17 protein-coding genes are annotated in these 23,031 nt (G+C 35.0%); 7 read left to right on the top strand and 10 right to left on the bottom strand.

Annotation, left to right across the window (positions count from 1 at the left end; all coding sequences use genetic code 11):
- Positions 1-45: 45 nt before the first annotated feature.
- The 4 genes from lysA to mutM form a co-directional block, all read right to left on the bottom strand.
- Complete coding sequence (gene lysA / locus AXG55_RS06660) at positions 46-1,398, bottom strand: diaminopimelate decarboxylase (protein ID WP_148697350.1); 1,353 nt, start codon at positions 1,396-1,398, stop codon at positions 46-48.
- Between the two features lie 556 nt (positions 1,399-1,954).
- A complete protein-coding gene (locus tag AXG55_RS06655) occupies positions 1,955-3,997 on the bottom strand; it encodes a SpoIIE family protein phosphatase (protein ID WP_148697349.1) in 2,043 nt (680 codons plus the stop codon).
- Between the two features lie 120 nt (positions 3,998-4,117).
- Positions 4,118-5,632 carry a hypothetical protein gene (locus tag AXG55_RS06650; protein ID WP_148697348.1) on the bottom strand — a complete coding sequence of 505 codons (1,515 nt, stop codon included), beginning with the start codon at positions 5,630-5,632 and terminating at the stop codon, positions 4,118-4,120.
- Between the two features lie 9 nt (positions 5,633-5,641).
- A complete protein-coding gene (gene mutM, locus AXG55_RS06645; RefSeq protein ID WP_148697347.1) occupies positions 5,642-6,457 on the bottom strand; it encodes a bifunctional DNA-formamidopyrimidine glycosylase/DNA-(apurinic or apyrimidinic site) lyase in 816 nt (271 codons plus the stop codon).
- 124 nt (positions 6,458-6,581) lie between these two features.
- On the opposite strand from mutM, the gene AXG55_RS06640 reads away from it, so the two are divergent.
- The gene (locus AXG55_RS06640) at positions 6,582-7,001 is read left to right on the top strand and encodes a hypothetical protein (RefSeq protein ID WP_148697346.1); all 420 of its coding nucleotides are present in this window, start codon (positions 6,582-6,584) and stop codon (positions 6,999-7,001) included.
- Positions 7,002-7,003: 2 nt separating this feature from the next.
- On the opposite strand, the gene AXG55_RS06635 is transcribed toward AXG55_RS06640, so the two are convergent.
- From AXG55_RS06635 to AXG55_RS06625, 3 genes are read right to left on the bottom strand one after another with little or no spacing between them, the layout of a single operon-like run.
- Positions 7,004-7,819 (bottom strand): SDR family NAD(P)-dependent oxidoreductase, encoded by an 816-nt coding sequence (locus AXG55_RS06635; protein WP_148697345.1) that lies wholly within the window; start codon positions 7,817-7,819, stop codon positions 7,004-7,006.
- On the bottom strand, positions 7,800-8,303 hold the full coding sequence (locus tag AXG55_RS06630; RefSeq protein WP_148697344.1) for an SCP2 sterol-binding domain-containing protein: 504 nt from the start codon (positions 8,301-8,303) through the stop codon (positions 7,800-7,802). The genes AXG55_RS06635 and AXG55_RS06630 overlap by 20 nt, the downstream gene beginning before the upstream one ends.
- Positions 8,304-8,319: 16 nt before the next feature.
- On the bottom strand, positions 8,320-9,006 hold the full coding sequence (locus AXG55_RS06625) for a hypothetical protein (RefSeq protein ID WP_148697343.1): 687 nt from the start codon (positions 9,004-9,006) through the stop codon (positions 8,320-8,322).
- A 90-nt stretch (positions 9,007-9,096) separates the two neighbouring features.
- On the opposite strand from AXG55_RS06625, the gene AXG55_RS06620 reads away from it, so the two are divergent.
- Entirely contained in the window at positions 9,097-10,293 is a 1,197-nt protein-coding gene (locus AXG55_RS06620; RefSeq protein WP_148697342.1) for a pyridoxal phosphate-dependent aminotransferase, read from the top strand.
- Here the strand turns inward: AXG55_RS06620 and AXG55_RS06615 are convergent.
- Together AXG55_RS06615 and lon are read right to left on the bottom strand one after the other, a co-directional pair.
- Entirely contained in the window at positions 10,282-11,523 is a 1,242-nt protein-coding gene (locus AXG55_RS06615) for a cysteine desulfurase family protein (protein ID WP_148697341.1), read from the bottom strand. The genes AXG55_RS06620 and AXG55_RS06615 overlap by 12 nt on opposite strands.
- A 5-nt stretch (positions 11,524-11,528) precedes the next feature.
- Entirely contained in the window at positions 11,529-14,183 is a 2,655-nt protein-coding gene (gene lon, locus AXG55_RS06610) for an endopeptidase La (protein ID WP_148697340.1), read from the bottom strand.
- A 245-nt stretch (positions 14,184-14,428) separates the two neighbouring features.
- Here lon and rpmB point away from each other — a divergent pair, with 245 nt between their 5' ends.
- Complete coding sequence (gene rpmB / locus AXG55_RS06605; protein ID WP_148697339.1) at positions 14,429-14,659, top strand: 50S ribosomal protein L28; 231 nt, start codon at positions 14,429-14,431, stop codon at positions 14,657-14,659.
- 115 nt (positions 14,660-14,774) lie between these two features.
- On the opposite strand, the gene AXG55_RS06600 is transcribed toward rpmB, so the two are convergent.
- Complete coding sequence (locus AXG55_RS06600; RefSeq protein ID WP_233231428.1) at positions 14,775-15,350, bottom strand: lysophospholipid acyltransferase family protein; 576 nt, start codon at positions 15,348-15,350, stop codon at positions 14,775-14,777.
- A gap of 374 nt (positions 15,351-15,724) precedes the next feature.
- Here AXG55_RS06600 and AXG55_RS06595 point away from each other — a divergent pair, with 374 nt between their 5' ends.
- The 4 genes from AXG55_RS06595 (at position 15,725) to AXG55_RS06580 (ending at position 22,940) form a co-directional block, all read left to right on the top strand.
- Positions 15,725-16,681: a succinylglutamate desuccinylase/aspartoacylase domain-containing protein gene (locus tag AXG55_RS06595; RefSeq protein ID WP_233231427.1), complete on the top strand. Its 957-nt coding sequence runs from the start codon at positions 15,725-15,727 to the stop codon at positions 16,679-16,681.
- 100 nt (positions 16,682-16,781) lie between these two features.
- On the top strand, positions 16,782-18,569 hold the full coding sequence (locus AXG55_RS06590) for an ABC transporter permease subunit (RefSeq protein ID WP_148697336.1): 1,788 nt from the start codon (positions 16,782-16,784) through the stop codon (positions 18,567-18,569).
- Positions 18,570-18,573: 4 nt separating this feature from the next.
- Positions 18,574-19,986, top strand: coding sequence for an ATP-binding cassette domain-containing protein (locus AXG55_RS06585; RefSeq protein WP_233231426.1), 1,413 nt, complete (start codon positions 18,574-18,576; stop codon positions 19,984-19,986).
- Between the two features lie 98 nt (positions 19,987-20,084).
- A complete protein-coding gene (locus AXG55_RS06580; protein WP_148697334.1) occupies positions 20,085-22,940 on the top strand; it encodes a 2-oxoglutarate dehydrogenase E1 component in 2,856 nt (951 codons plus the stop codon).
- The last annotated feature ends 91 nt before the right edge of the window (positions 22,941-23,031 follow it).

Raw genomic sequence — 23,031 nt, 5'->3', positions numbered from 1 at the left:
AACTTTCATAAAGCAATTATTAAGTCAACTTTAAATCATTCTTGATTAAATAACTTTAATTATATTTCCATTTTTTACAAAAATTTCACTTGGAAGAGGTCTTAAATTATATTGACTTGCCATAGAACGACAATAAGCCCCAGCTTCAAAAAAGGCGATAACATCACCTTTCTGAATTTGTGGAAGTAAAGATTCTTTTGATAAAAAATCTCCACTTTCACAAACGGGACCTACAATTTTCCATTTCAATAATCCATGTGATAATTGCTTTTCTATACTTGATTTATTTTTAAAATTAACAATTTCAGAATGATGAATAGCACCATAAAGACTTGGTCTTGGAAAATCATTCATCGCACCATCAACATAGCAAAATAAATTTTCTTCCGAATTTTTCTTTTCAAATAAAACCTTGGTTAAAAAAATTGTGGAACTTGCAACAATACTACGACCAGGCTCAACACTTACAAATAACTTTGAAAAATCTTCTTGCCATAACTGCATGAGTTGCGCATAGTTTCTTGCTGAGTTTACAAATGTAGATAATAAAAAATGAAGATGCTTTTCAATATCTTCTCCATCAAAAGAAACACCATTTACAGGCACACCTAAACCACCACCAAAATCAATATGATGAATGGCAATATCATGCGTGTACATAAATTGGGTACAATCCAATAGTTTTTTTACTAACAAAGGAAAAATAGAATTTTCAGTAAGCTGTGATCCCACATGAACATGCAAACCTTTTAATGGTGAAATCCAACTTAAATAGTCTTTTTTATTTTTAAATGTATCTTTTTTATTCAAAAGCCATTTTTCAAAATGCTCAAATAAAATTCCAAATTTTGAATTTAATGCCCCTGTTTTTAAATGCGGGTGTGTGTCAACTTCAATGGAAGGATTTAATCTTAAAGAAATTTTAGGATGCTTCTTTAATTTTGCTTTTTCTTCTCCAAGATAGTATAAAATGTCACTTAATTCGCTTAAGTGTTCAACACTTAAATAACCCAAACCACCCGTTATAGCCTCCTTCCATTCTTCTTCTTTTTTACCAACTCCGGCAAAACATATTTTTTCGGGAGCAAAACCGGCTTGCACGGCAGCTCTCCATTCACCAATAGATACAATATCAATTCCTGCTCCAGAGTTTTTAATTTCCTCTAAAATAGGAGAGGAAAAGTTTGCCTTCATTGCATAAAAAACCTCATTATTTCTAAAAAAATAATTTAATGATTTTTTGTATTGCTTCACCCTTTCTGCGACAGCATTTAAGCTTGTTACATAAACAGGCGATCGATTTAATGATAAAATTTTTTCTAACGAAACAGAATCAATAACAAGACCGTTGCCATTCGTTCGCTTTTCTAAGGGACTTAAATCAATAAAAGGACGCATTTTTCAGGCCTTATCTCAAAATGATTCAAACTGCCCTAACAATTGGGCGCCTACAATTCTTTTGTATCAGCTGCCAATAGGTGAAGTCCAGCGCAGGAATCTGTTTCCTTGATTTGGAATTACAAAAAAATTTATGAGCTTCTATTTTTGCGGTAGGAAGTATTGAAAAAACTGAGGCAAGATTCAAGTAAGACAATGCTAGGTAGGACAAAATAGAAATAAGAAGCCCATGAATTATGTATAAATATGACTCATGCTTTTTTTGATCACAATAAAAGGTGCCCTTGTCCAAAAAAAAGACATTTGAAAATTCAATAAAATTATAAATATCTAAATTATAGAAAACTAAGAAAATATTGGTCATTTATCATTGATCATTAATTTATTGAAAAATATTAGAATTTAAAATTTAATGAAATGTCTTAAAAAATTACATTTTAATATTAATTTTTATATATCAAGAATTATTAATTGGTAATTATCTAAAAACAGCGCCCCATTTGAATAAAAAAAATATTAAAAACACAAATTAATTTATTAAATTATCTGTAGATATTTAATTATTATGATCATCTAAAAAGCGAATCACTAAAAGGGCGATATCGTCTTTCTGTGGAACGCCTGCAAAATATGAATAGGCATCATCAGTTACGTTTTTTACAAATTCCTCAGGATCTTGATAAGCATGCGTTTCCATTGATTTTTTAAAGTTTTTTAGTCCGTATTCACGATTGCTTGGCGATTCTCCCTCAATAATACCGTCGGTATAAAAGACAATTTGCTGTCCTGGTTGGAAATCAAATTCCTTACTTTCATAAGTTGTTTCTTTAGCAAAACCTAAACGCGCGCCCGTAGCAGGATAAATATATTTTACTTCGTGCTTGCTGCCTTTAAAGGAAATGATCGCAGGAGGCGTATGCCCGGCTGATGAGGAATAAATTTTTTGCGATTTAAAATCAATTAAAGTTGCTACCATTGTCATTAAATATGTTTGTCGACCTGTATCAAGAATACATTCATTTAAAGATTTTAAAACTTTTGCAGGCAAATCAGAATTTGCCTGAACTGCACCCATTTGAACACATTGCATTAACATATCTGAAGCACCGCGTGTCACAGCGGTGATTAATGCTGCAGGAGTGCCATGCCCGGTCACATCACCAAATAAGACTAAAATTTTTCCCTCTGCAATTTGATAGACCCCAAACCAATCTCCACCACATTGGCTCGCTGTCTTAAAAAATGTGGAATATTTATATAATGAGGATACAGGAATATTTTTTGAAATAATGGAATCTTGTACTGCACTTGCAAGTTCTATATCTCTTTCCAAATTTGCTCTATTCTTTTCTCGAAGAATATGCCATTCATTTTCGATTGCTGTAACAAATGATGTCGATAATGATTTTATGACTCTGCTTTTTTCTTCATCGAGTCTATGAAGTGATTTATTATAATAGCATTCAACGGCACCCATAAATATATTTTTAGAATTTAATAAAGGTACAATTATCACATTATAATTCGTTGACTCATTTGCTAAATTTGCATTACTTGATTCTAAAGCAACTTCTTTAGATGATAATATTTTTTCAAGAATAGGTTCATGCCTTGATTTTTCAAGAGAATCGGACAATCTTATAACAGATTTAAAATCATCTAGAGCCTCATTTTCAACATTTAACCAGACTTCTATTTTGATTGCATCAGCTAAACTTATTAAATATCTTTCATATATTTCAACAGATTCTTTTATACTACGACTTTTAACTATGACTTGTGATGCTTCAGATAGTCCTCTGATTAAATTCAAGCTATGCTCTATTTTATCAACCATGTAATTAAAGTTTTTAGAGAGTTTATCGAGTTCATCGTTACCTTTACCAAGTTGCACCCTTGAAAATTTACCCGATGCAATATCCAAACTGGCCTCTACTAATTTTCTAATAGGGGAAATAACTTGAGCCTCTAAAAATATATAACAAAGAATAATGATAGAAAAGCTTAGACCAATCGTAAATAAAATAAACGTAATTTTTTGTTCCCACAATCTATTGGCAATATATTCTGTTGAGAAATCTAAAATAACATAACCTAAAAATTTAGATTCTGAGAATTCAGTTTCTTTCCACCATAATGAACCGACAAGTTCATGATAAATATCACTCTTATTTATCATTACAGAAATCATTTTTGAAGGTGTCAAATCAAATGGCTTTTTTTGTGATAAAAGATATTTTAAATTAACACTTTTATCAGTTGTGGAAGAATCCTGTTCAACAATTTCTACTTTATTCTCCGCTGATTTTTTAATGTCAATACCTGAAAAGAAATTTCCATCTGCATCATACATTTGAATTTTTCGAATTGTTCCCGCTTCAAATAAAGGCTTCATACCACGGATAGAAATATCCTTATCCAATTCCCACAGTGATTTAGATAAAAAGCCTAATGAATTTGAAAGAAGTAAAATGTGATTCGCTTCTGCATCCGTATTAAACGATTTTGCAGCACGATTGATTTGATAAAAACTATATAATGACATCACACCAAAAGTGGCGGCAAGTAGTAAAATAATGATTTTAGGAGCAAGTTTCATGTAACCCCCAAAATCTGAAAACTTATAAGTTCAATTTTCAGATTTTATACCCTAAATTTATCCTTTCTTATCGGATTTATATTTTAGCACTTAACATCATTGGTTTTTTCACAATTTAAATTAGTTTGGAGTGCAAATCAAAAAGGTTACTTCTGTTTTTGAAGTCAAAAAATAGTTATTATGTGGCGGTAAAAAAATACAGCGTCCTGTCAAAACTTCGATTTTTTCAGTTTCTTGAGTGCTTAAGTGCAAATTTCCATGAACATGAAAAAGCAATCTATAGCTCAGACTGGGTTTTAACATTACTGTCTTTTGAGACTTTAATTTAAAACGTGAGGATTGAAATTCTTGAAAGGAACAGACTCTTTCTTCACAATAATCTTCATTTTCAACAAGTATTTCTAATGTGGTTTTTTGTGGCGGTAAAATTTTCATTTTATCAAAAGCTTTTGCTGTGTCCCAGTAAGGTTGTGTTAAAACTTTTTGGGCAAAACTGATAATCATACGTTCGTAAGTGGGAGTTTGAAATTCAATGACTTTAACTCCATGTTGCAGAGCATGTGGTACTAAGGTAGGAACACGAATAACATCACCAATTGTTAAATGAATATAACCTGCAAAGGAATCCATTAATACTCGTTTTTCTTTTTCTTCTAAAATTAAATTTTCTGGTAGTCGAGCACTCCAGGCTTTAATTTGTTCGGAAGCAATAGGTTCGTTTAAAGGAATTTGATTTTCTTCCCGATACTGATCGAATATTTTATCTATTTTTCTTCTTACCGATTCATATTCGTGAATGGCATTTTGAAAGTGAATTTTAAATTCATTGATATTAGAGGAATATTCATTTAATTTTTCAGGATTAATACCAAATTTAATTTTGCCAAAATCCGTTGCAATATCAGTAACCACATAGACTTCATTTTTTTCTGTATGTAATTCATAATAAAGATCCCCATAAACTTCATCTGCAATAGGATCTAAAATTTTAACCAAAGTTAAATTTTTTTCTTTATGCTCTTGCCCTAATAAACCTTGTGGATAACAAGAAAACACCCATGGTAGCGGTAAAGAAGAAGCAGGATTTTCGTGTGTAAATACCTTAGAAACCCCTCTTTTTTCTACGCCTGTAAACCAAATTTCTTGCCCCCAAGGTTTAGGAATAAAAACAGGCTCAAAAAAGAAAAACTCTTTAGGTTTTATGCAAACTTTTTGTTTTTCTTTCTTTTCAAAATCATTTTTTATATTATTAAACAAAAAATGATTAAAATAAACGGTTATGGGTATCAAATTATTTGTATCTTGTTCCTGTATCTTTTCTTCTCTCCCTAAACTTTGTATGCAATTTTCAATAATTAACGAAAGAACAGGCTGAATAACAAAAGAGGGTATATAAAAATTTCGGTTATGGGTATCAAATAAAACTTGATAAGTTACCTTAAGATTTTGTTTCTTTTGAAGCCAATGCTCATCGAGCTCAAAAGTCGCGACAATAAAAGCATGCTGAACATGTTGATAATTCTCCTTTAAAGAACACAGCATATTTTTCAGCATATTTTCAGGATGAGATATCTTTTCAGCAAAAAAGACCGCATGTGTTGCCGAATTTGAATTATTCTGACTTTCTTCAGACATAGATAATCCTTAATTTTTTTGGCATAAAGAACAAAACCAAGTGCTTCGCCCTTTTTGCACAATACGTTTGATAGTTCCTTTACAATCATTTTTTAAACAAGCTTGTGATTCACGTCCGTACACCTGATGAACATCTTGAAAAGAGCCTTTATTGCCATTTAAAGAACGATAAGTAGAAATGCTTGAACCACCCAAATGAATCGCTTGCTCAAGAATTTGAGGAATAACTTGTGCCAGATCTTTCCATTTTTGCAGAGAAACTTCGTAACATAATTTTAATGGGGAAATTTTTGCATGAAATAAAGCTTCTACAGCATAAATATTTCCAATCCCTCCAATTATTTTTTGATCCATCAGTAAATCTTTTACAGTCACTCTTTTTTGCATGACTTCTTCTGATAAAAAGAGGATTTCTAATTCATTTTTATTTAAGGGATCACATGAAGAAGTTTCAGAATCAATTTCTTGTTTTATTATCCAAAAACCAAATCGACGAGGATCGACATAAGCTAAGCCTTCCCCATTTTCAAAATACAGTGAGACATGTTGATGTTTTTCTAATGATTTTGAAAGAATAGGCTTAAAAGAACCACTCATCCCTAGGCTCACATGGACGGATCCTTGAGACGTCTCTAAAACCATCTGCTTCCCTTCACGGTAACAGCGCTGAAAAAAATTCCCCTGTGAAAATATTTTAAAAAGTTCCTTTTTTTGAAAAGGATAGCGTAGATTTTCACGATGGAACTGTATTTCTTTTATTTTAAGTCCCGCATATGATTTATTTAATGCATTCACAAAATTTTGTACTTCAGGCAACTCCGGCATACACACTCCACATCAGAACACAAAAAAGGTAGAAATTTCTTACTTAAGAATTTGGCGCACACCCAAACAAATTCAAAATTTGGGTACAATATCCTAAACAAATCATTAAAACAAAGGAAAAGATATGAGTCAAATCTTTAGAATTGCGACCAGTCAAGCCATTCGTGAAATCATTGAAGAAAGCGCTGTGGAAGGTCGATTTGGCCTTATCTTAACAGACGATGGAATTGAGAAAATTGCACAAAGAGTGGTCGACTTATTTGAAATGACCTTGGAATTAAGGGCAAAAACACAAGCTATGTTTGCCGGAATGAATAATTCTCAGGCAGCCACTCCCGCTAAACAAACGGCAAGTAAAAATAATTTTTTAAATGAAGAAAAAGCACCTTTTCCTAAAACTAAAAATGCCGCTGAAATTTATGATTTTGGCCAAAAAAAGAGAAATGACTTAGATTCCCTTCCCATGCCACTCGTTCACGACGTGAAACTGCCCCGCACTCGTTTTGGTTTGAGCTTAGAAGAAAAGGAAAGGCTCAGAAAATAGCACTATGAACGTTTTTCTTGCAACCAACGGGTAACGCGCGTAGCAAATTGCCGCGGCACAAACTTCGCCGAACACACTCCAATTTTATTCACAACACCTGGAATAATAATGCTTTGAGCGTCGAATAAAGCTTTATACCCTGCACGAGCCACGGAAGCAGAATCGGAAACCAAGGGCGAATTGAAAATTTTAGAATGCGCATCAATTTTAGCGACCGACTGAAACCCTGACTGGGTGGGACCCGGGCATAAAGTTGTGACATTAACTCCCGTGCCTTTTAATTCATTTTCCAACGCTGCGCTAAATGATAAAACATAGGCTTTTGAAGCATAATAGACACTCATTAATGGGCCCGGTTGAAAAGCTGCCGTAGAAGCTACGTTTAAAATTCGTCCAAACTTTTTATCCAACATAGGTTTCAAATAAATATGAGTAAGTTCCGTTAGAGCTGCAATATTAACTTGTATTATATTTGTCTGAATTTGAGTGTCAATTTCATAAAACATTCCCATAGCACCGAATCCGGCATTGTTAATTAAAAAATCAATATGTACATCCAGTGATTGGGTTTTTCGAAAAAGTTCTTGCGCAGCACCAGGTTTTGCAAGATCGCACGAAATAGGCTTACAAAAAATTTTGTATTTTTCAATGAGTTCTTTTGCAAGATGATCTAATTTATCACCACTTCTTGCTACTAATATTAAATTATAACCATCTTTTGCAAACAAATGCGCAAAATCAAGTCCAATTCCACTAGAAGCTCCTGTGATAAGAGCTGTTAAATTTTTTTTAGAATTTTCATTGAGATCTTTTTTCATTTTTAGGCTTGACTCCACTTTGTTTTAAAAGCGATACCATTTTCAAAAAAGCCGCTAAATCGCCTGTAATTGTAACCTTACCTGTCACAAAGGCAATGTGAGCTTTTAAAGTACCTATTAATAATTTATATAATGTATTTGAATCTGTATAAATTGTTGAACGAGCCGAGCCATCTATTACATTTATAACTTGAGTTTTTGTTACAGGCCATATACACTCTGGATCAACTAAATAATTAAATGATCCTTCCTTATCTTTTGAGAGACAAACAGACCAAGAGCCTTGTTCATCAACCATAACTATAAAACGGGGATCCCCATCAATTTTAAATAAAAAATCTCCACGCAGCGAAGACAATTCATTTGAGGCTAAATTTCTCAATTCAGAACATACCAATTTACGAAATGAATCGGCAATATTCCACAATTTATCTTCCTCTAACTGAGGATGAAAAATTGAATTATTTTCTTGAACTAATTCCAAAACAATTCCTTTCCAATTAATTTATAAGTGAGAGCTCCCAAGAAAACTGAGCCTGGGCTTCACTCGAATTCATTGAAAAAATAATAGTTCTGTCTTGTCCAAGGGGCATTTGAGATTTTGCTTCATTTAATTCAAATAAATCTTTTGCATTACGACCATTCAATATTTCTACAGGTAATTTAAAGACAACCACATAAAATCGACTCCAAACACTTCCTTTTGGAAAGTAAGGAGTCAAAAGTTCGGGTTTACGATAGCGATTCACAGATAAAGGATTTATTGTTTTTCCATTGATAATTAAATTTATATTCCAAAAACGTTTATCATCTAAATCTAAATAAGATTCTGACCTTGTAAAAAGGTCGACAACAACACTTATGGTATCTTTATTTAAAATTATTTTACTATCTACTTGTTCTTGATTTCCTTGAATTTCTAGCATTCTTAAACGATAAGAATCTTCCATTTCAGGAGAAACCAAGACTGCTGATGCTGTAAATTTAAGCTCTAAATCTTTATAAGCACTTACTTTTTTTCTCCATTTCTCAAGCACGGGTTGATATTTTACATCATCAATTGCAGATTGAGGAGTATTTGTAGAATAAAGAGTTGAACAAGCTGTACATAAAATTAAAAAAAAGCTATACCCCAGTGTCTTAAACAAAGGGTTGATGTGTCTAAAAAAATGAACTCTAAATTTCACAGATGCGTATCCTTGTTTCAAATAATAAAAAAGCACATATCGATAATGATGCTAGCATAACCGAGTAGTCAAGATACAGAAGGGATAAAGATGAAAGCCTTAAGAACTTTTTTCATGGAAGATTGGCTCGAATCATTCCGATTCCAAGCAAAATTTAATTTAGGTGAATCAGGGGGACGCCCCAAAGTTGTCCAGGAACTTCTTTCTCTTTCGGGAGTAAGCAAACAAAATTCCACTGATACCTTTTTGCAAATGAAATTATGCGACAGTCCCAACCGCGGTCGCGACGATCTGCGACAACTTGTTGCAAATATGCATCCAGGAGCCAATATTGACAATGTTCTCATCACAACAGGAACAAGTGAAGCTCTCTTTTTATTATTTAGACATTTAAATCCCAAAAAAGTAGCATTAGCTCTCCCTGCTTTTCAATTGTTATATGAACTGCCTGTTTCTTTAGGTGCTAAAATAATTCCCCTCCCTATTCGTTATTCAGAATTTGGACAGCCTTTTATCGATGAGGAAGAATGGCTTGAAACCATTCGCAATCAACAACCCGATTGTATTATTATTAATAATCCTCACAATCCTTCTGGTCTTATTTTATCTCAAGAATTTATCTCAAAAGTAACAAAATTATCTCAAGATATAAATTGTAACTTAATAGGTGATGAACATTATCGTTTTTTATCTTCTGACACCGAAACTCTGGGAAATACCATTTATCAAAATAATGAGAATACTTTTATCACCGGTTCTTTTATCAAATGTTTTGGGACTCCTGGTTTGCGTATTGGCTGGTGTGTAGGTTCGCAAAAGGCTTTAAATGCTATGCAAAATGAAAAAAATTATACCACTCATACTGTCAATCCCATTTCAGAGTGGATTTCATTTGAAATTTTAAAAAATCAAAACAGCAATTTATTTCAATTTGTTAAAAAAGAATGGCTTGAAAATAAAAATATATTAACGCAATTTTTAAATCAATCAAAGACACTTTATGGATGCGCTCCTGAAGGAGGTCTTGTCACTTCTCTCGGATTTAAAAACAGAAATAAGTCTAAGGACATTCAAGTATTATTTAATCAATTATTTCAAAAAGAAATTTTTGTTTTACCGTTATCAAGTATGGAATTTGGATCTTTTGATTTTCAAAATGAAGAATTTTATAAAAATGTTAAGTTATCTGAAATAAATAAAGGCTGCGGATTTCGCTTGGGAATGGGTATAGAACCGCAGCAATTTAAAAAAGCTTTGGACGAAATAGAAAAAGCTTTAACGCTTTAAGTATTTTTCTAATAAGTTAAAAGTATATTTTATTTCATCTTCCGTTGTTTCATGAGCTAAAGATAAACGAATTGCATTTTTTGCTAATGGCGCCGATTTTCCTAAGGCTAAAATAACTTTTGAAGGCAAATTAGCGCCACTACTGCAGGCCGATCCGGAACTGGCACAAACCCCTTGCATATCCAACTCAACCAATAAATCTTCACCCTTAAATCCTTTTCCGGTTAAGGAAAAATTAATTGTATTAGGAATGACATTTTCAAAAGGAGAATTCATTTCAACATGAGGTAAAGTAACAATTTTTTGATAAAATGTTTTTCTTAAATCATTTACCTTTTCAAGATTTTGAAACCATTCAGGTTGATTTATTTTATTAGCAACAAGTCCAAAACTGACAATTCCTGGAAGATTTTCCGTTCCCGCTCTTCTATTTTTTTCTTGAGCTCCACCTAAAACAAAGGGTTTGAACTTACGTCCTCGTCTTAAAAATAAAACCCCAACTCCTTGAAGAGCTCCTAATTTATGTCCAGAAATAGCGCAAGAATCCGCTCCCATTGATAGCCATTGATTTGAAGGCAGTTTGCCAAAGGACTGCACACCATCCACATGAAAGTGAATTTTGCGTAAATTCTCAACTGTTATATTAGGATTTAAATGCTCACTGAGTTTTTCAAATTCTTCTTTTTCATCGCCATCCAACAAAATCCCCCAGCGCTTATAATGCAAAAAATCACCTAATTTTTTTACAGGTTGGATAGAACCTATTTCATTATTTGCAGCCATTATAGAAATTAATGTTGTTTGTGTAGTGATATTTTTAATAACATCAATTAAGGTAACAAAGCCCTGTTCGTTCACAGAAATTTTTGTCAAATTTAAATTTTTATATGTATTTAGAATTTCAAGGGGCTGATCAACAGCAGGATGCTCAATAGAAGAAATAATCGCATGTTGCTCATTCAATGGAATGTCATTGTGATTTATGACAGCCACTGTCCCTATATTATCAGCTTCAGATGCCCCCGATACAAAAATAATTTCGGCAACATCTACACCTAAAGCTTGGGCGATAGAGCGACGAGCTTCTGTTATAGCAACAGAAGCTGACCTTCCCACAGCATGGGGACTTGAAGGATTTCCTAAGCAACCTGCAAGCTTTGTAAAAAGTTCTTTTAAATGAGCGTCCGTAGAGGGGCTGGTCGCGTTATGATCGAGATAAATTGTTCTCACAAAAACTAAGACCTCGCATTCAGGGAGCGACCTGATTTTTTATGAGAAGCAATTTTACTTGCCAATACTTTTTCCGCCGATTTTTTAGATTTGCCAAAGGCAATTTTAAGAACTTCATTTAAGTTTGATACAGGAACAACGCGCATTTCTTTCAATACTTCTTGAGGTATTTCATCGAGATCGTGCTCATTCTCATGAGGAATTAAAACCTGTTTAATTCCATAGCGATGAGCCGCTAACAACTTTTCTTTAATGCCACCCACGGGGAGCACATCCCCACGTAAGGAAATTTCTCCCGTCATAGCCAAATCGGACGCAATAGGTTTTCCCGTAAACTGACTGACAATTCCTAAAAAGGTAGCAACTCCTGCACTAGGACCATCTTTTTTAACTGCCCCTTCAGGAAAGTGAACGTGTAAATCTTTTTTACCCACAGATTTCGCATTCACGCCACAAGATTCCGCATGAGAACGAATATAAGCAAAGGCCGTTTGGACAGACTCTTTCATGACATCGCCCAATTGTCCCGTTAAACCAAATTTTCCGGTTCCAGGAGAACTGGCTGCGGTTTCTATATAAAGCACATCTCCTCCATTGGGAGTCCATGCCAATCCCGTTGCAACACCAATAGGCAAAATTTCAGGACGTTTTTTATCGTTAAAGGGAAAGTTTCCAATGAGTTTTTTAACTGTTTCAATGTTAATTTCTTTTATTAACGGTTTTATTTCTACTTTTATTTCATCAGTTTGATTTTGCTCGGATTCTGTTTCCTGTTGCTTCATTCCCGCTTCCACACATTCCCGCGCAAGTCCACGGACAATTCCAGCCAATTCTCTTTTCAACTGACGAACACCCGCCTCACGTGTGTAAAGCTGAATAATACGACGCATGGTTTCTGGTTGAATTTTTAAATCGACCAAATTGCTCATGCCATGATCATCAATCACTTGAGGTAACAAGTGATCAAAAGCAATATGCTCTTTTTCCTCGAGGGTATAGCTGCTCAAATCAACTATTTCCATACGATCTCTTAATGGAGAAGGAATTGTAGCTAAGTTATTCGCTGTAGCAATGAAAAAGACCTTACTTAAATCAAGAGGCACATTTAAAAAATGGTCTGTGAAGGTATGATTTTGTTCCGGATCAAGGACTTCAAGTAAAGCGCTGGCGGGGTCTCCTCTGCCATCCGCAGCCAATTTGTCAATTTCATCCAATAAGATGACAGGATTCATAGAACCTGATTTTTTAAGCGCATCGGCAATTTTACCAGGCATACTCCCGATGTAAGTTCTTCTATGTCCACGTATTTCAGATTCATCACGCACCCCACCTAAGGCAATGCGCATAAACTTCCGTCCTAAAGCTTTCGCAATAGATTTGCCCAAACTCGTCTTACCCACTCCAGGAGGGCCTACAAATAATAAAATAGGACCTTTTAAAGCGTTTTTTAAGGCACAAACGGCAAGAAACTCGAGGATTCTCTTTTTGACTTTGGCAAGACCGTAGTGATCTTTATCCAATACACTTTGCGCTTCTTTTAAGTTGATTTCGTTTTCTGTAAATATTTGCCACGGAATGTCCAATAACCATGTAACGTAATTATGGCTTACCATATATTCGGGTGAACCGGGCATCATCATGCCCATACGCTCCACTTCACGTACGGCGATTTCTCTCACCTCATCACTCATTTTGCTATTTGCAATACGTTCATGGAAATCGGAAGGTTCACTGGCCGGACTGCCCTGAGGTTTTCCGTCTATTTCACCAAGTTCTTTTTGGAGAAGCCGGAGCTGTTCCTTTAAAAAGTACTTGCGTTGCTGCTTGCCCATTTCAGACTTGACATCAGAGTTAATTTTATTAGAAATTTCAAGCACTTCAATTTCTTTGGTAAGACTTGCATGTATTTGGCGCAAGCGCAACTCCAGATCATCCGTCTCAAGAAGAGACTGTTTTACTTGAAAATCCATACTCAAATAGGGGACGATAAGATCTGCTAAATAAGCCGCATCTTGCACATTTTCAATGAATAAATTCGCTTCTGAAGGAATATTAGGAGACAAAGAAATTGCTTTTTGCACAAGTTGCTTCATCGCCTTACCCAAAGCAACCACTTCCAAACGCGTTTCTTGTTCTAAGGTTTCATTTTCTAAAAACTCCACCTCTGCCGAAAGATGCTCTGCTTCTGCATTCACGTAATTTAAAATACGAAAGCGTCTCACGCCTTGCACAACAGCTCCACCAGAACCATCGGGAAAACGCATAATCTTTAAAATTTTTGCCTCTGTCCCAATTTCATAGAGATCTTCGGGTAGAGGCGATTCTGCATCAGAATTTTTTTGAGCCAAAATTCCAATTTTGCCACCAATCCGGACAGCTCTGTCGACAGCTTCCGTGGTCCACTCTTTTCCTGCCGCAAAAGGCAAGACGTTATGAGGAAAAAGGACAATATTTTTAACAGGAACTATCTTTAAAATGCGAGGAGCCTGTTTTTCATTTTCTGCTTTATTAACGTTCTCTTTTGGCTTTTTTGCAATGACACGGATTTTTTTGTCTACTACCACAGGGAGCTGCTCAGTATCCTCACTAAGAGAGTCGCTTTGCTCTTCTATGTTCTCATTATTCATTTTAGATAACTTATTATTTTTCTTGTCTTCCATGATACCCTCTTAACGCCCGTGACTTTTCAGCCAAAGGAATTTATAATCGTTCCTTTGCGAATATGGCTCGCAAATTGAATATGTCAATATGTTAAAAGAATCTTGAACAGGCGCCGCTAAAGCCTTGCATCCCGATTGAAATCCTGTTAAAGGCTTTAAGCTTACGGCTAACCATAGGCTTTATATAAGTCCTTTGTATGCTATATTATTTTTCTTGAAATATTAAAGTTCTTGGAGGTTTCTTTATGTCACGTGTATGTGAACTTTCTGGTAAAAGCGGTCTTGTTGGCAACCGCGTATCCCATGCAAAAAATAGAACCAAAGTTCGCCTTCTTCCAAACCTACAATCCAAAAGCATTTACGCTCCTGGCCTAGGCAAATTTGTAAAAGTTCGTCTTAGCACAAGCGCACTACGTACTGTAAATAAAATCGGTATTGAAGCTTATTGCGCTAAAAATGGAATTGTAATTCGTTAATTAATAATTCTGTATTTTTTTATAAATAAAAGCATCTTATTTTAAAATAAGATGCTTTTATTTATTTAAGAAATTAGATTTAGTGAACACAATCTAAAAAACATATTTTTAAAATTCATTTTAATTCTTTATCCAAAAATGCAATTCTATTCTTCATCACATTGTAAGCCTTATCCATAATGTCAGAAATGTCATCCATTCCATGACCATGGGTCGGAATAGCATCTAAAACCTCGACTACAACACGACCGGGAGACCATTTTGAAAAATCTAGAGCATTTTTAAATGTAGATACAACGAGGGGTTGCAGAGGAACCTGATTTTGCAGAGCAGCATAAAAACCACCTTTTTTAAAGCTCTTTAAACCCCTGCCATGACTGCGTGTGCCTTCTGGAAAAATCCAGAGAGAGGATCCTTCTTGTAAAGCGACATCTACAGTTTTCATGGTTCCCATAGCCTTTTGATGGTTCTTTCGATTCAAATACAGGTTGCCTGCCAAATAGAAGACCCACCCAAAAAGAGGAAACCAAATTAAAGATTTCTTCCCGATAATCAAAGTATTTTTAGGGACTATAGCACCAAAAATAATTAAATCAAAGAAGGATTGATGATTTGCAATAAAAACAGCTGTTCTGTTTCTTAAAATGCGACGTTTTCCTCTAAATTCAATTTTTATACGCAAAATTTTCATTGATATATAAGAAAATGCTCTGCCAAAAAGAACATTGTTATTTTTATTTCTAAACCGAATTAAAAATACGAAAAGAAATACAAAACTTAGTAAAAAGAAGATTGCAAAAATGAAAAAGCATCTCAAGCTTATTAAAATAATGCCAAGCATGTAAAAAAAAATCCCCCCACGGCCAAGGATTATACAAATATCAAAAATTATTTTTTAAATCTATAAAAAAATGACTTTAATTTTAAAATTATAAAGTTTTAGTAATTTTTTTTTAACCACTGAAAAAATTTTGGATTAAATATAAATTCAGAATAATTGACAATGAATTAAAGATTCAAGATAATTCAAACATTCGCTCGTATTTAAATAGCGGTAAAAATAAGGTGATTAAAAAATATCTCTCTGATTTTGAAATCTTAGAAAAGCAATATCCAGGCTGTATTCCAGACAGTTTAAATTTTAATTTTAGCAAACATAAGGGGCATATTGTCTTTTCAGGAATCATCCATGGTAATGAAACAGGATCGCTCCCTGCTCTTCTTGAAATTGCGAAACTGCTTGCAAATAAAAAAATCAATTATGGTGGAAAAGTTACCTTATTACTGGGTAATAAAAAAGCCTGCTTAAAAAATATTCGATTTTTAGAATACGATTTGAACCGCAGCTTTGGAAATAAAGGTCCACATGAAAACACCTTAGAAGGCAAGCGCGCTACTGAAATAAAAAAGTTATTATTAGATGCCGATGTTTTTGTCGATTTTCACCAAACGACAAAGCCGAGTCTCGAACCCTTTTATATTTTTTCAATGCACGAAAAAAGTTACCTTTGGGCAAGAGCCATTGGGAACAGCAATATTTTTGTCACTCGAAAAATAAAAAAGCCGTACTCACCAGAAGGAATGTGTTCCGATGAATTTATGCGTTTTTTAAGCAAGGCAGGGATTACCCTAGAATTAGGAGAACAAGGAATTCATAAAAACGCAGAAATAATTTGTTTAAATGCTATGAAAAAAGCGCTTTTTATTATGGATGATATCTTCCTGAAAAGAAAAGAATTATCAAAATGTGCCCGTAAAAATAAAGATTTTACTTTTCTTGAAATTAAACATTCTGAAATATTTTCAACACCAGATAAATCATTAATTGAGGACTATCAAAATCTTCAAAAAATTAAAAAAAATACCCCACTAGGAAAAAATCACAATGGAAAATTTTTTTATGCGCCTTTTGACGGTTATATTCTGTTCCCACAATATCCAAAAAGAAATGAAAAAGGGTTTGTCTTAGAAACTCTACCAACTTATATCTATACCTTAGCACGCGAAATTCAAAAGCTATAACAAATTGTTTTCAAATACCTTGCTTTTTCATCAGCCATTATGCTTTACAAATGAAGTTAACCCAAATGGGGCTTGTTTTCATTCCATCCAAGAGGTGAGCATGACACAATTTGCAAAAGTGCAAGCAACCCGCGGTGCTTTAATTAGAGCCGATGTTATTGTCGTATTTGTTGTTATCGTAATAGGAATGGGGTTTGCTAATTTATATAGCATAGGTAGCGCGAGCTATGTTGAAAAAACACAAATTGATTCCTCACTATCTTCACTACCAAGTTATGCACTTTTATCTTTAATAAGAAGCCTTATTGCTCTCATTTTAAGCTATATCTTTGCTATTATTTATGGAACTCTGGCAGCAAATAATAAAACATTAGAACGCTTTTTAATTCCCCTCCTCGATGTTTTACAAAGTCTTCCCGTAGTTGCTTTTTTACCAGGCTTTGTGTTGGCATTGATTTCTGTTTTTCACAGCAGCCGCTGGGGATTAGAAATTGCTTGCATTTTAACCATTTTTACAGGGCAAGTTTGGAATTTGGCATTTGCCTATTATGAATCACAACGTACATTGCAGCCTGAATTTAATGAAGTTGCCAAAATATATCGTCTCTCTAAAATTCAAAAATTCTTTTTTGTTGACTTACCTAACGGATATCGCCCTTTAATTTACAATGGAATGATGTCAATGGCGGGAGGTTGGTTTTTTCTCACCACATGTGAAGCATTTACTTTAGGAAATAAAGATTTTCGTTTACCTGGTTTGGGAAGTTATATTTCAGAAACTTTTGCAACAGGAAATTATTTAAATTTTTCTGTCGCTCTTGTTACACTACTCATAATTATTGTGGGAACAGATCTCTTTTTATGGAAACCTCTCATAGCTTGGGTAACACGTTTTCGCGATAGTGATGATGGTAAAGCCATGGTTGAGGAAAGTTGGTTTTTAAGTATCATTAAACAAACAAGTATTCCTGATATCATATCTAATTTTTTTAAAAGAAGTATTTTATTTTTATTCCCTAAAGCAGGAATTCAAGAAACCGGTGCCACTCGTAAATATTTAATTGATAATATTGATAAATGGGGCACAATCATCAGTCCCAAAAATTGGTTTTCTGATGCCAATGTTAATAAAATTAAGCATTCTTCATTATTATCATTGATTGCCACTTTTGCCATTGGTGGCCTTGTATTTACTTTGTTACCTAAACTACCAACATTTGGTCAATCCTTAGCATCTTTATCAAATAAAGATTGGTTTACTCTCATTCATGCCGTTTTTTTCACAGGAGCTAAAGTTTTTTGTGTGATTATTATTAGCACACTTTGGACTGTCCCTGTAGGCTTATGGCTTGGTTTAAATCCAAAATTAGAGCGTTTTTTTCAACCCATTATACAAAATTTGGCAGCATTCCCTGCACCCGTTCTTTTTCCCCTACTCACATTATGTTTTACATTTTTAAAAATGCCCTCATTTTTAAATGCCACATTACTGATGTGCGTAGGAAGTCAATGGTACATTTTATTTAATGTCATCGGTGGGGCATCTCGCATTCCGGCTGATCTTAAATTTGTCACACAAATATATAAATTTTCTTTGTGGCATCGCTTCAGTAAATTATATTTTCCAGCTATTTTACCTTCACTTGCCACAGGCTGGATTACCGCCGCGGGTGGCGCGTGGAATGCCAGTATGGTAGCTGAAATTGTGGATTATCCAGGAGGTTCCATGCATTCTTTTGGCATTGGTGCCGAACTTGCCACAGCATCTGCAGAAGGAAATTACCAAAAACTTATAGCAGCGATCATCTGCATTGTTGTTACTTTAGTGATATTAAATAGAACCGTCTGGCGTACATTGCATATTTATGCTGAACGAGTTAAGGATTGAAGTTATGTCTAAAAAGAAAATCATTCTTTCTGTTCGCTCCCTTTGTAAGGATTACAGACGCCCCAGTGGCAATATGTTCACTGTACTCGAGGGTATTCATTTAGACATTTATGATGGCGAATTTTTAGCCTTAGTAGGTTTATCCGGCTCAGGAAAATCAACTTTGTTACGTTGTATGGCGGGTCTTATCAATCCCGATAGAGGCACCGTAAGTTATGCCACACCTTCTCCAGAAAATATGCAATTAAGTGCTTTTGTCTTCCAAAATTTTGCTCTTTTCCCTTGGATGTCCATTCGTGAAAATATTGCTGTTTCCATGCCTAAACTTACACGTCAAGAGCAGGACATACGAATTGATCGTATTATCCAAATGGTAGGTTTAAAAGGCTTTGAAGACGCCTTTCCTCGCGAATTAAGCGGTGGCATGCGGCAACGCGTAAGTCTTGCGAGAGCCATGGTTTCCGACCCGATGATTATGTTCATGGACGAGCCCTTTTCCGCTCTCGATCCTTTAACAAGTGAATCCCTTCGCGCCGAATTGGTACGTCTTTGGGCGCAACCCGACAGAAAAATCCGCTCCTGCGTTCTTGTCACACACCGTTTTGAAGAAGCATTGCAATTGGCTGACAGAATTTTAATTTTATCATCTAATCCGGGCACAATTTTTAGATCAATTGAAATCAATTTACCCAGACCGCGCATGCCAAATTCACCTGAATATAAAGAAATTGAAGAGCAGCTCGAAAAAGCATTTGGTCAGCTCCACCTCGATAAAGTAACAGATGAAAATGAATTCGAAAATACAACAACAGATGTCCAATCCAGACAAAAACAAATTGATAATCTCAATAAAAATAGGATGGTCATTTCCACTCATGATAAAGTGAGTGAACCCGAAAACAAACTGACAAAAAACAATTCACCCACTTCAAAACAACGTCGTATAAAGCCTCTCATCAATACAAATTTGACACTTGTAGAGGGACTTGTAAGCCGTTTGAGCACAGAAGTGGAAACCACTGACTTATATGATCTTTGTGAAGACATGGGACAAAGCGTCGACCAGGTACTACCTGCCGTTGCTGCTGCGGAAACACTAGGTTTTATTATTACACCTGGAATTCGCGTTGTGTTAACTGACGAGGGGCGACTTTTTGCATCAGAACATGATGCTGAAGTTCGTGGTAAAATGATGCGTAACGCTATTTTAAAACTTCCCGTTGTTTATTCTATTTATGAACTTGTTAAAAATTCGGGTGAAAGCGGTTTAGAAGCAGATATTGCAATTGAGCAAATTGTTATGATGCTCCCTTTTGAAGATCATGATGTCCAATTTCAAACTCTTTTAAAGTGGTGTCGTTATGCAAATTTAATTGTTTACGATTCTGATGAAGAAAAATTGTTTATACCCGATTAAATTTGTTAGTCTGAGAAACATATGCCGCCAGGCTAGGAAACCTGGGGCTTGTGCATTTGCATTCCTGTTTACTTTCCTGATAAGGACTTGCGACAATTATGAGTGGTAATTTTAATTCTGTTTTTCAAAATAATGCAGGGTATGTTGAAGAGATGTTTGCTCGATATAGCTCTGATCCGAATTCTGTAGGAATTGAGTGGCGTTCCTATTTTGAAGGATTTCATGAAGGTTTTGGAACGGCAACCGCCCTTGCTAAAGACGTTGCCCACTTCGATGAACTCTTAAAAAATATGGGCGATGCTCCTGCAAAATCAAGCGAAACATCTCATGCAGACTCTATTAGTTCGGATGTGCTTTCTTTTGAATTTAAGGTCGCAGCCTATGTTCAGGCATGGAAGTCCCATGGTCACCTGCAAGCAAAAACAAATCCACTTGGTCTTGAGCCTAAAAAAGCACCTACCTTATCTCCTGAATTATATGGCATCGCTAAGAGCGATTTCTCAAGAAAGACATCGGCAGGAATTTTATTAGGTCTTGATGTTATGAAATTTGAAGATCTCGCAAAAGAACTTGAAAAAAGATTTGCGGGTGTTGTCGGCGCTGAAATCGAGCATATTGAATCTCCTGAAGAGCGCGCATGGTTGCAAGCTGAATTTGCTAAAATATATGCGCCCGTTGGAAAAGATGTACAAAAAAGCATTTACCAAGAATTAGCTCGTGCCGACTCCTTAGAAAAAACCATTGCGACAAAATACATTGGTAAAAAAAGATTTAGTATTGAGGGCGCCGATGCTCAATTTCCTGCTGTTGAAAGCTACATGGAAGAATGTGCAAAATTAGGTGCTGCAGAATGCTCTGTGGCCATTGCACACCGCGGCCGCTTGAACTTTTTAGTCAACGTTATTGGCAAACCACTTGAAAGATTATTAACAGAATTTGAAGGTTATCCTCATGAGGGTCTTCACGGTGATTGTGATGTGAAATACCATTATGGTTATGAATCACAAAGACAAACGCGCTTTGGCAATCAAATGACCGTTTCCATGCCTTTTAATCCCAGTCACTTGGAATATGTAGGTTGTGTCGCTATGGGAGACAGCCGCGCACGCCAACAAATTTATTATAAAGGCGACAATTCTAAAGTGGTATCCATAGTTTTGCATGGTGATGCGGCTTTTTCAGGGCAAGGAATTGTCTTTGAAAATGTACAAATGATGTCTCTTGATGGATATCAAATTGGTGGTACTTTACACATTGTTGCTAATAATCAAGTCGGGTTTACTACAGATCCCACGGACTCACGATCATCAACTTATTGTACCGACGTTGCTAAAGTAACAGGATCTCCTGTATTTCATATCAATGCCGATTATTTAGATGTGCTACATAATTTAATGATTATGGCTGCGAATTATAGATTTAAATTCAAAAAAGATTTTTATATTGATCTTGTTTGTTTTAGAAGACATGGCCATAACGAAACGGATGAGCCTACATTTACTCAACCTATTCTTTATAAAGTCATTAAAGATAAACCTGCTCCCTACGATGAATATGCTAAATATTTAACATCAACGCATAATTTTATTGAGGAAGAATTAAAAACAATTTATAATAATTATCGTGCAGAAATGAATGCTGTTTACGATAAAGTGAAAAAAGATCATTTAAAAATAGAACAGTTTTTACCTCTTCGTGATGCAGCTCAATTAAAGCTTGCCACCGAAAAAGATATGCTGCAGCCTGCAAAAACACAGTTGCCTGTTACAAAATTAAAAGAACTTGCATTGAAAATTTGTGACATCCCTGCCACCTTTACACCAAATCCAAAATTAGCACGCATTATTGTTGCTGAACGTAAAGAAATGGCGGATGGTAACAAAAAATTAGATTGGGGTATGGCAGAATTACTTGCTTACTCAACCTTACTTAATGAAGGTTACAGCATTCGTTTAGCAGGCGAAGATGCACAACGCGGCACCTTTTCCCACCGTCATGTTACTTTAATTGATTTTGAAAATGGTAATCATTTTACATCAATTGATGCCTGTGCAACTGAAAACTCAAAAATTGAGGTCATTAATACTCTTCTTTCAGAAGAAGCAGCAATGGGGTACGAATATGGTTATGCTGTAAGGCAAGTTAAAGGACTTGTTTTATGGGAAGGACAATTTGGAGATTTTGCCAACGGGGCTCAAGTTCTCATCGATCAATTTATTGCATCAGGTGAAACAAAATGGGCTCAAACACAAGGTCTTGTCCTTTTGTTACCTCATGGAATGGAAGGCCAAGGAGCAGAACACTCCAGCGCTCGTTTAGAAAGATTTTTACAACTTTGTGCCGACGGCAATATGCAAGTTTGTAACTTTACCAACGCCGCACAAATCTATCATGCGCTCCGTAGACAAGTCTTGCGCGATTTTAGAAAACCGCTTATTTTAATGACTCCTAAGAGTTTCTTAAGAAGCCCTCGTGCTGCCACCACAATTGAAGAATTAGCAACAGGAAATTTTGAAGAAATTCTTGATGATTCTCGCATTACAAAAGCAAATAAAGTTGAAAAAGTTTTATTTTGTACTGGAAAAATTGCTCTTGATCTTTTTGATACACTTGAAAAAGAAGAACATAAAAACAAGGCAGAAAATATTGCTATTATTCGTATTGAACAACTTTATCCATTACATTCCGATAAAGCAGCAAATATATTGTCACGCTTTAAAAATGTAAAAAGTATTGCTTGGGTTCAAGAAGAACCAGCCAATATGGGAGCATGGAGTTATATTCGTCATGAACTCGATAAAATTATCAAAAAAGCTGGATTTGCTGTTCCCTTAACTTATTTTGGCAGAACTCGGAGAGCGACTCCCGCAGTCGGCCTAGAAAAACAACATTTTATTGAACAAGATAAAATTTTAAAAGCAGCCATGGAATCAAATAATTCGGTTGAAGTTTAAACTTTAACCGAATATTATGAATTTGTATTAAATACTTATTTTCATGAATCAAATTTTTAATAAACTTTATGTCAAATCAGATCCCTCGCTA

Origin of the sequence: Silvanigrella aquatica (assembly GCF_001907975.1) — a bacterium.
Taxonomy (GTDB): Bacteria; Bdellovibrionota_B; Oligoflexia; order Silvanigrellales; family Silvanigrellaceae; genus Silvanigrella; species Silvanigrella aquatica.
Note: the sequence above shows the minus strand (reverse complement) of the source record. Positions and strands in the feature narration are given on the sequence as shown.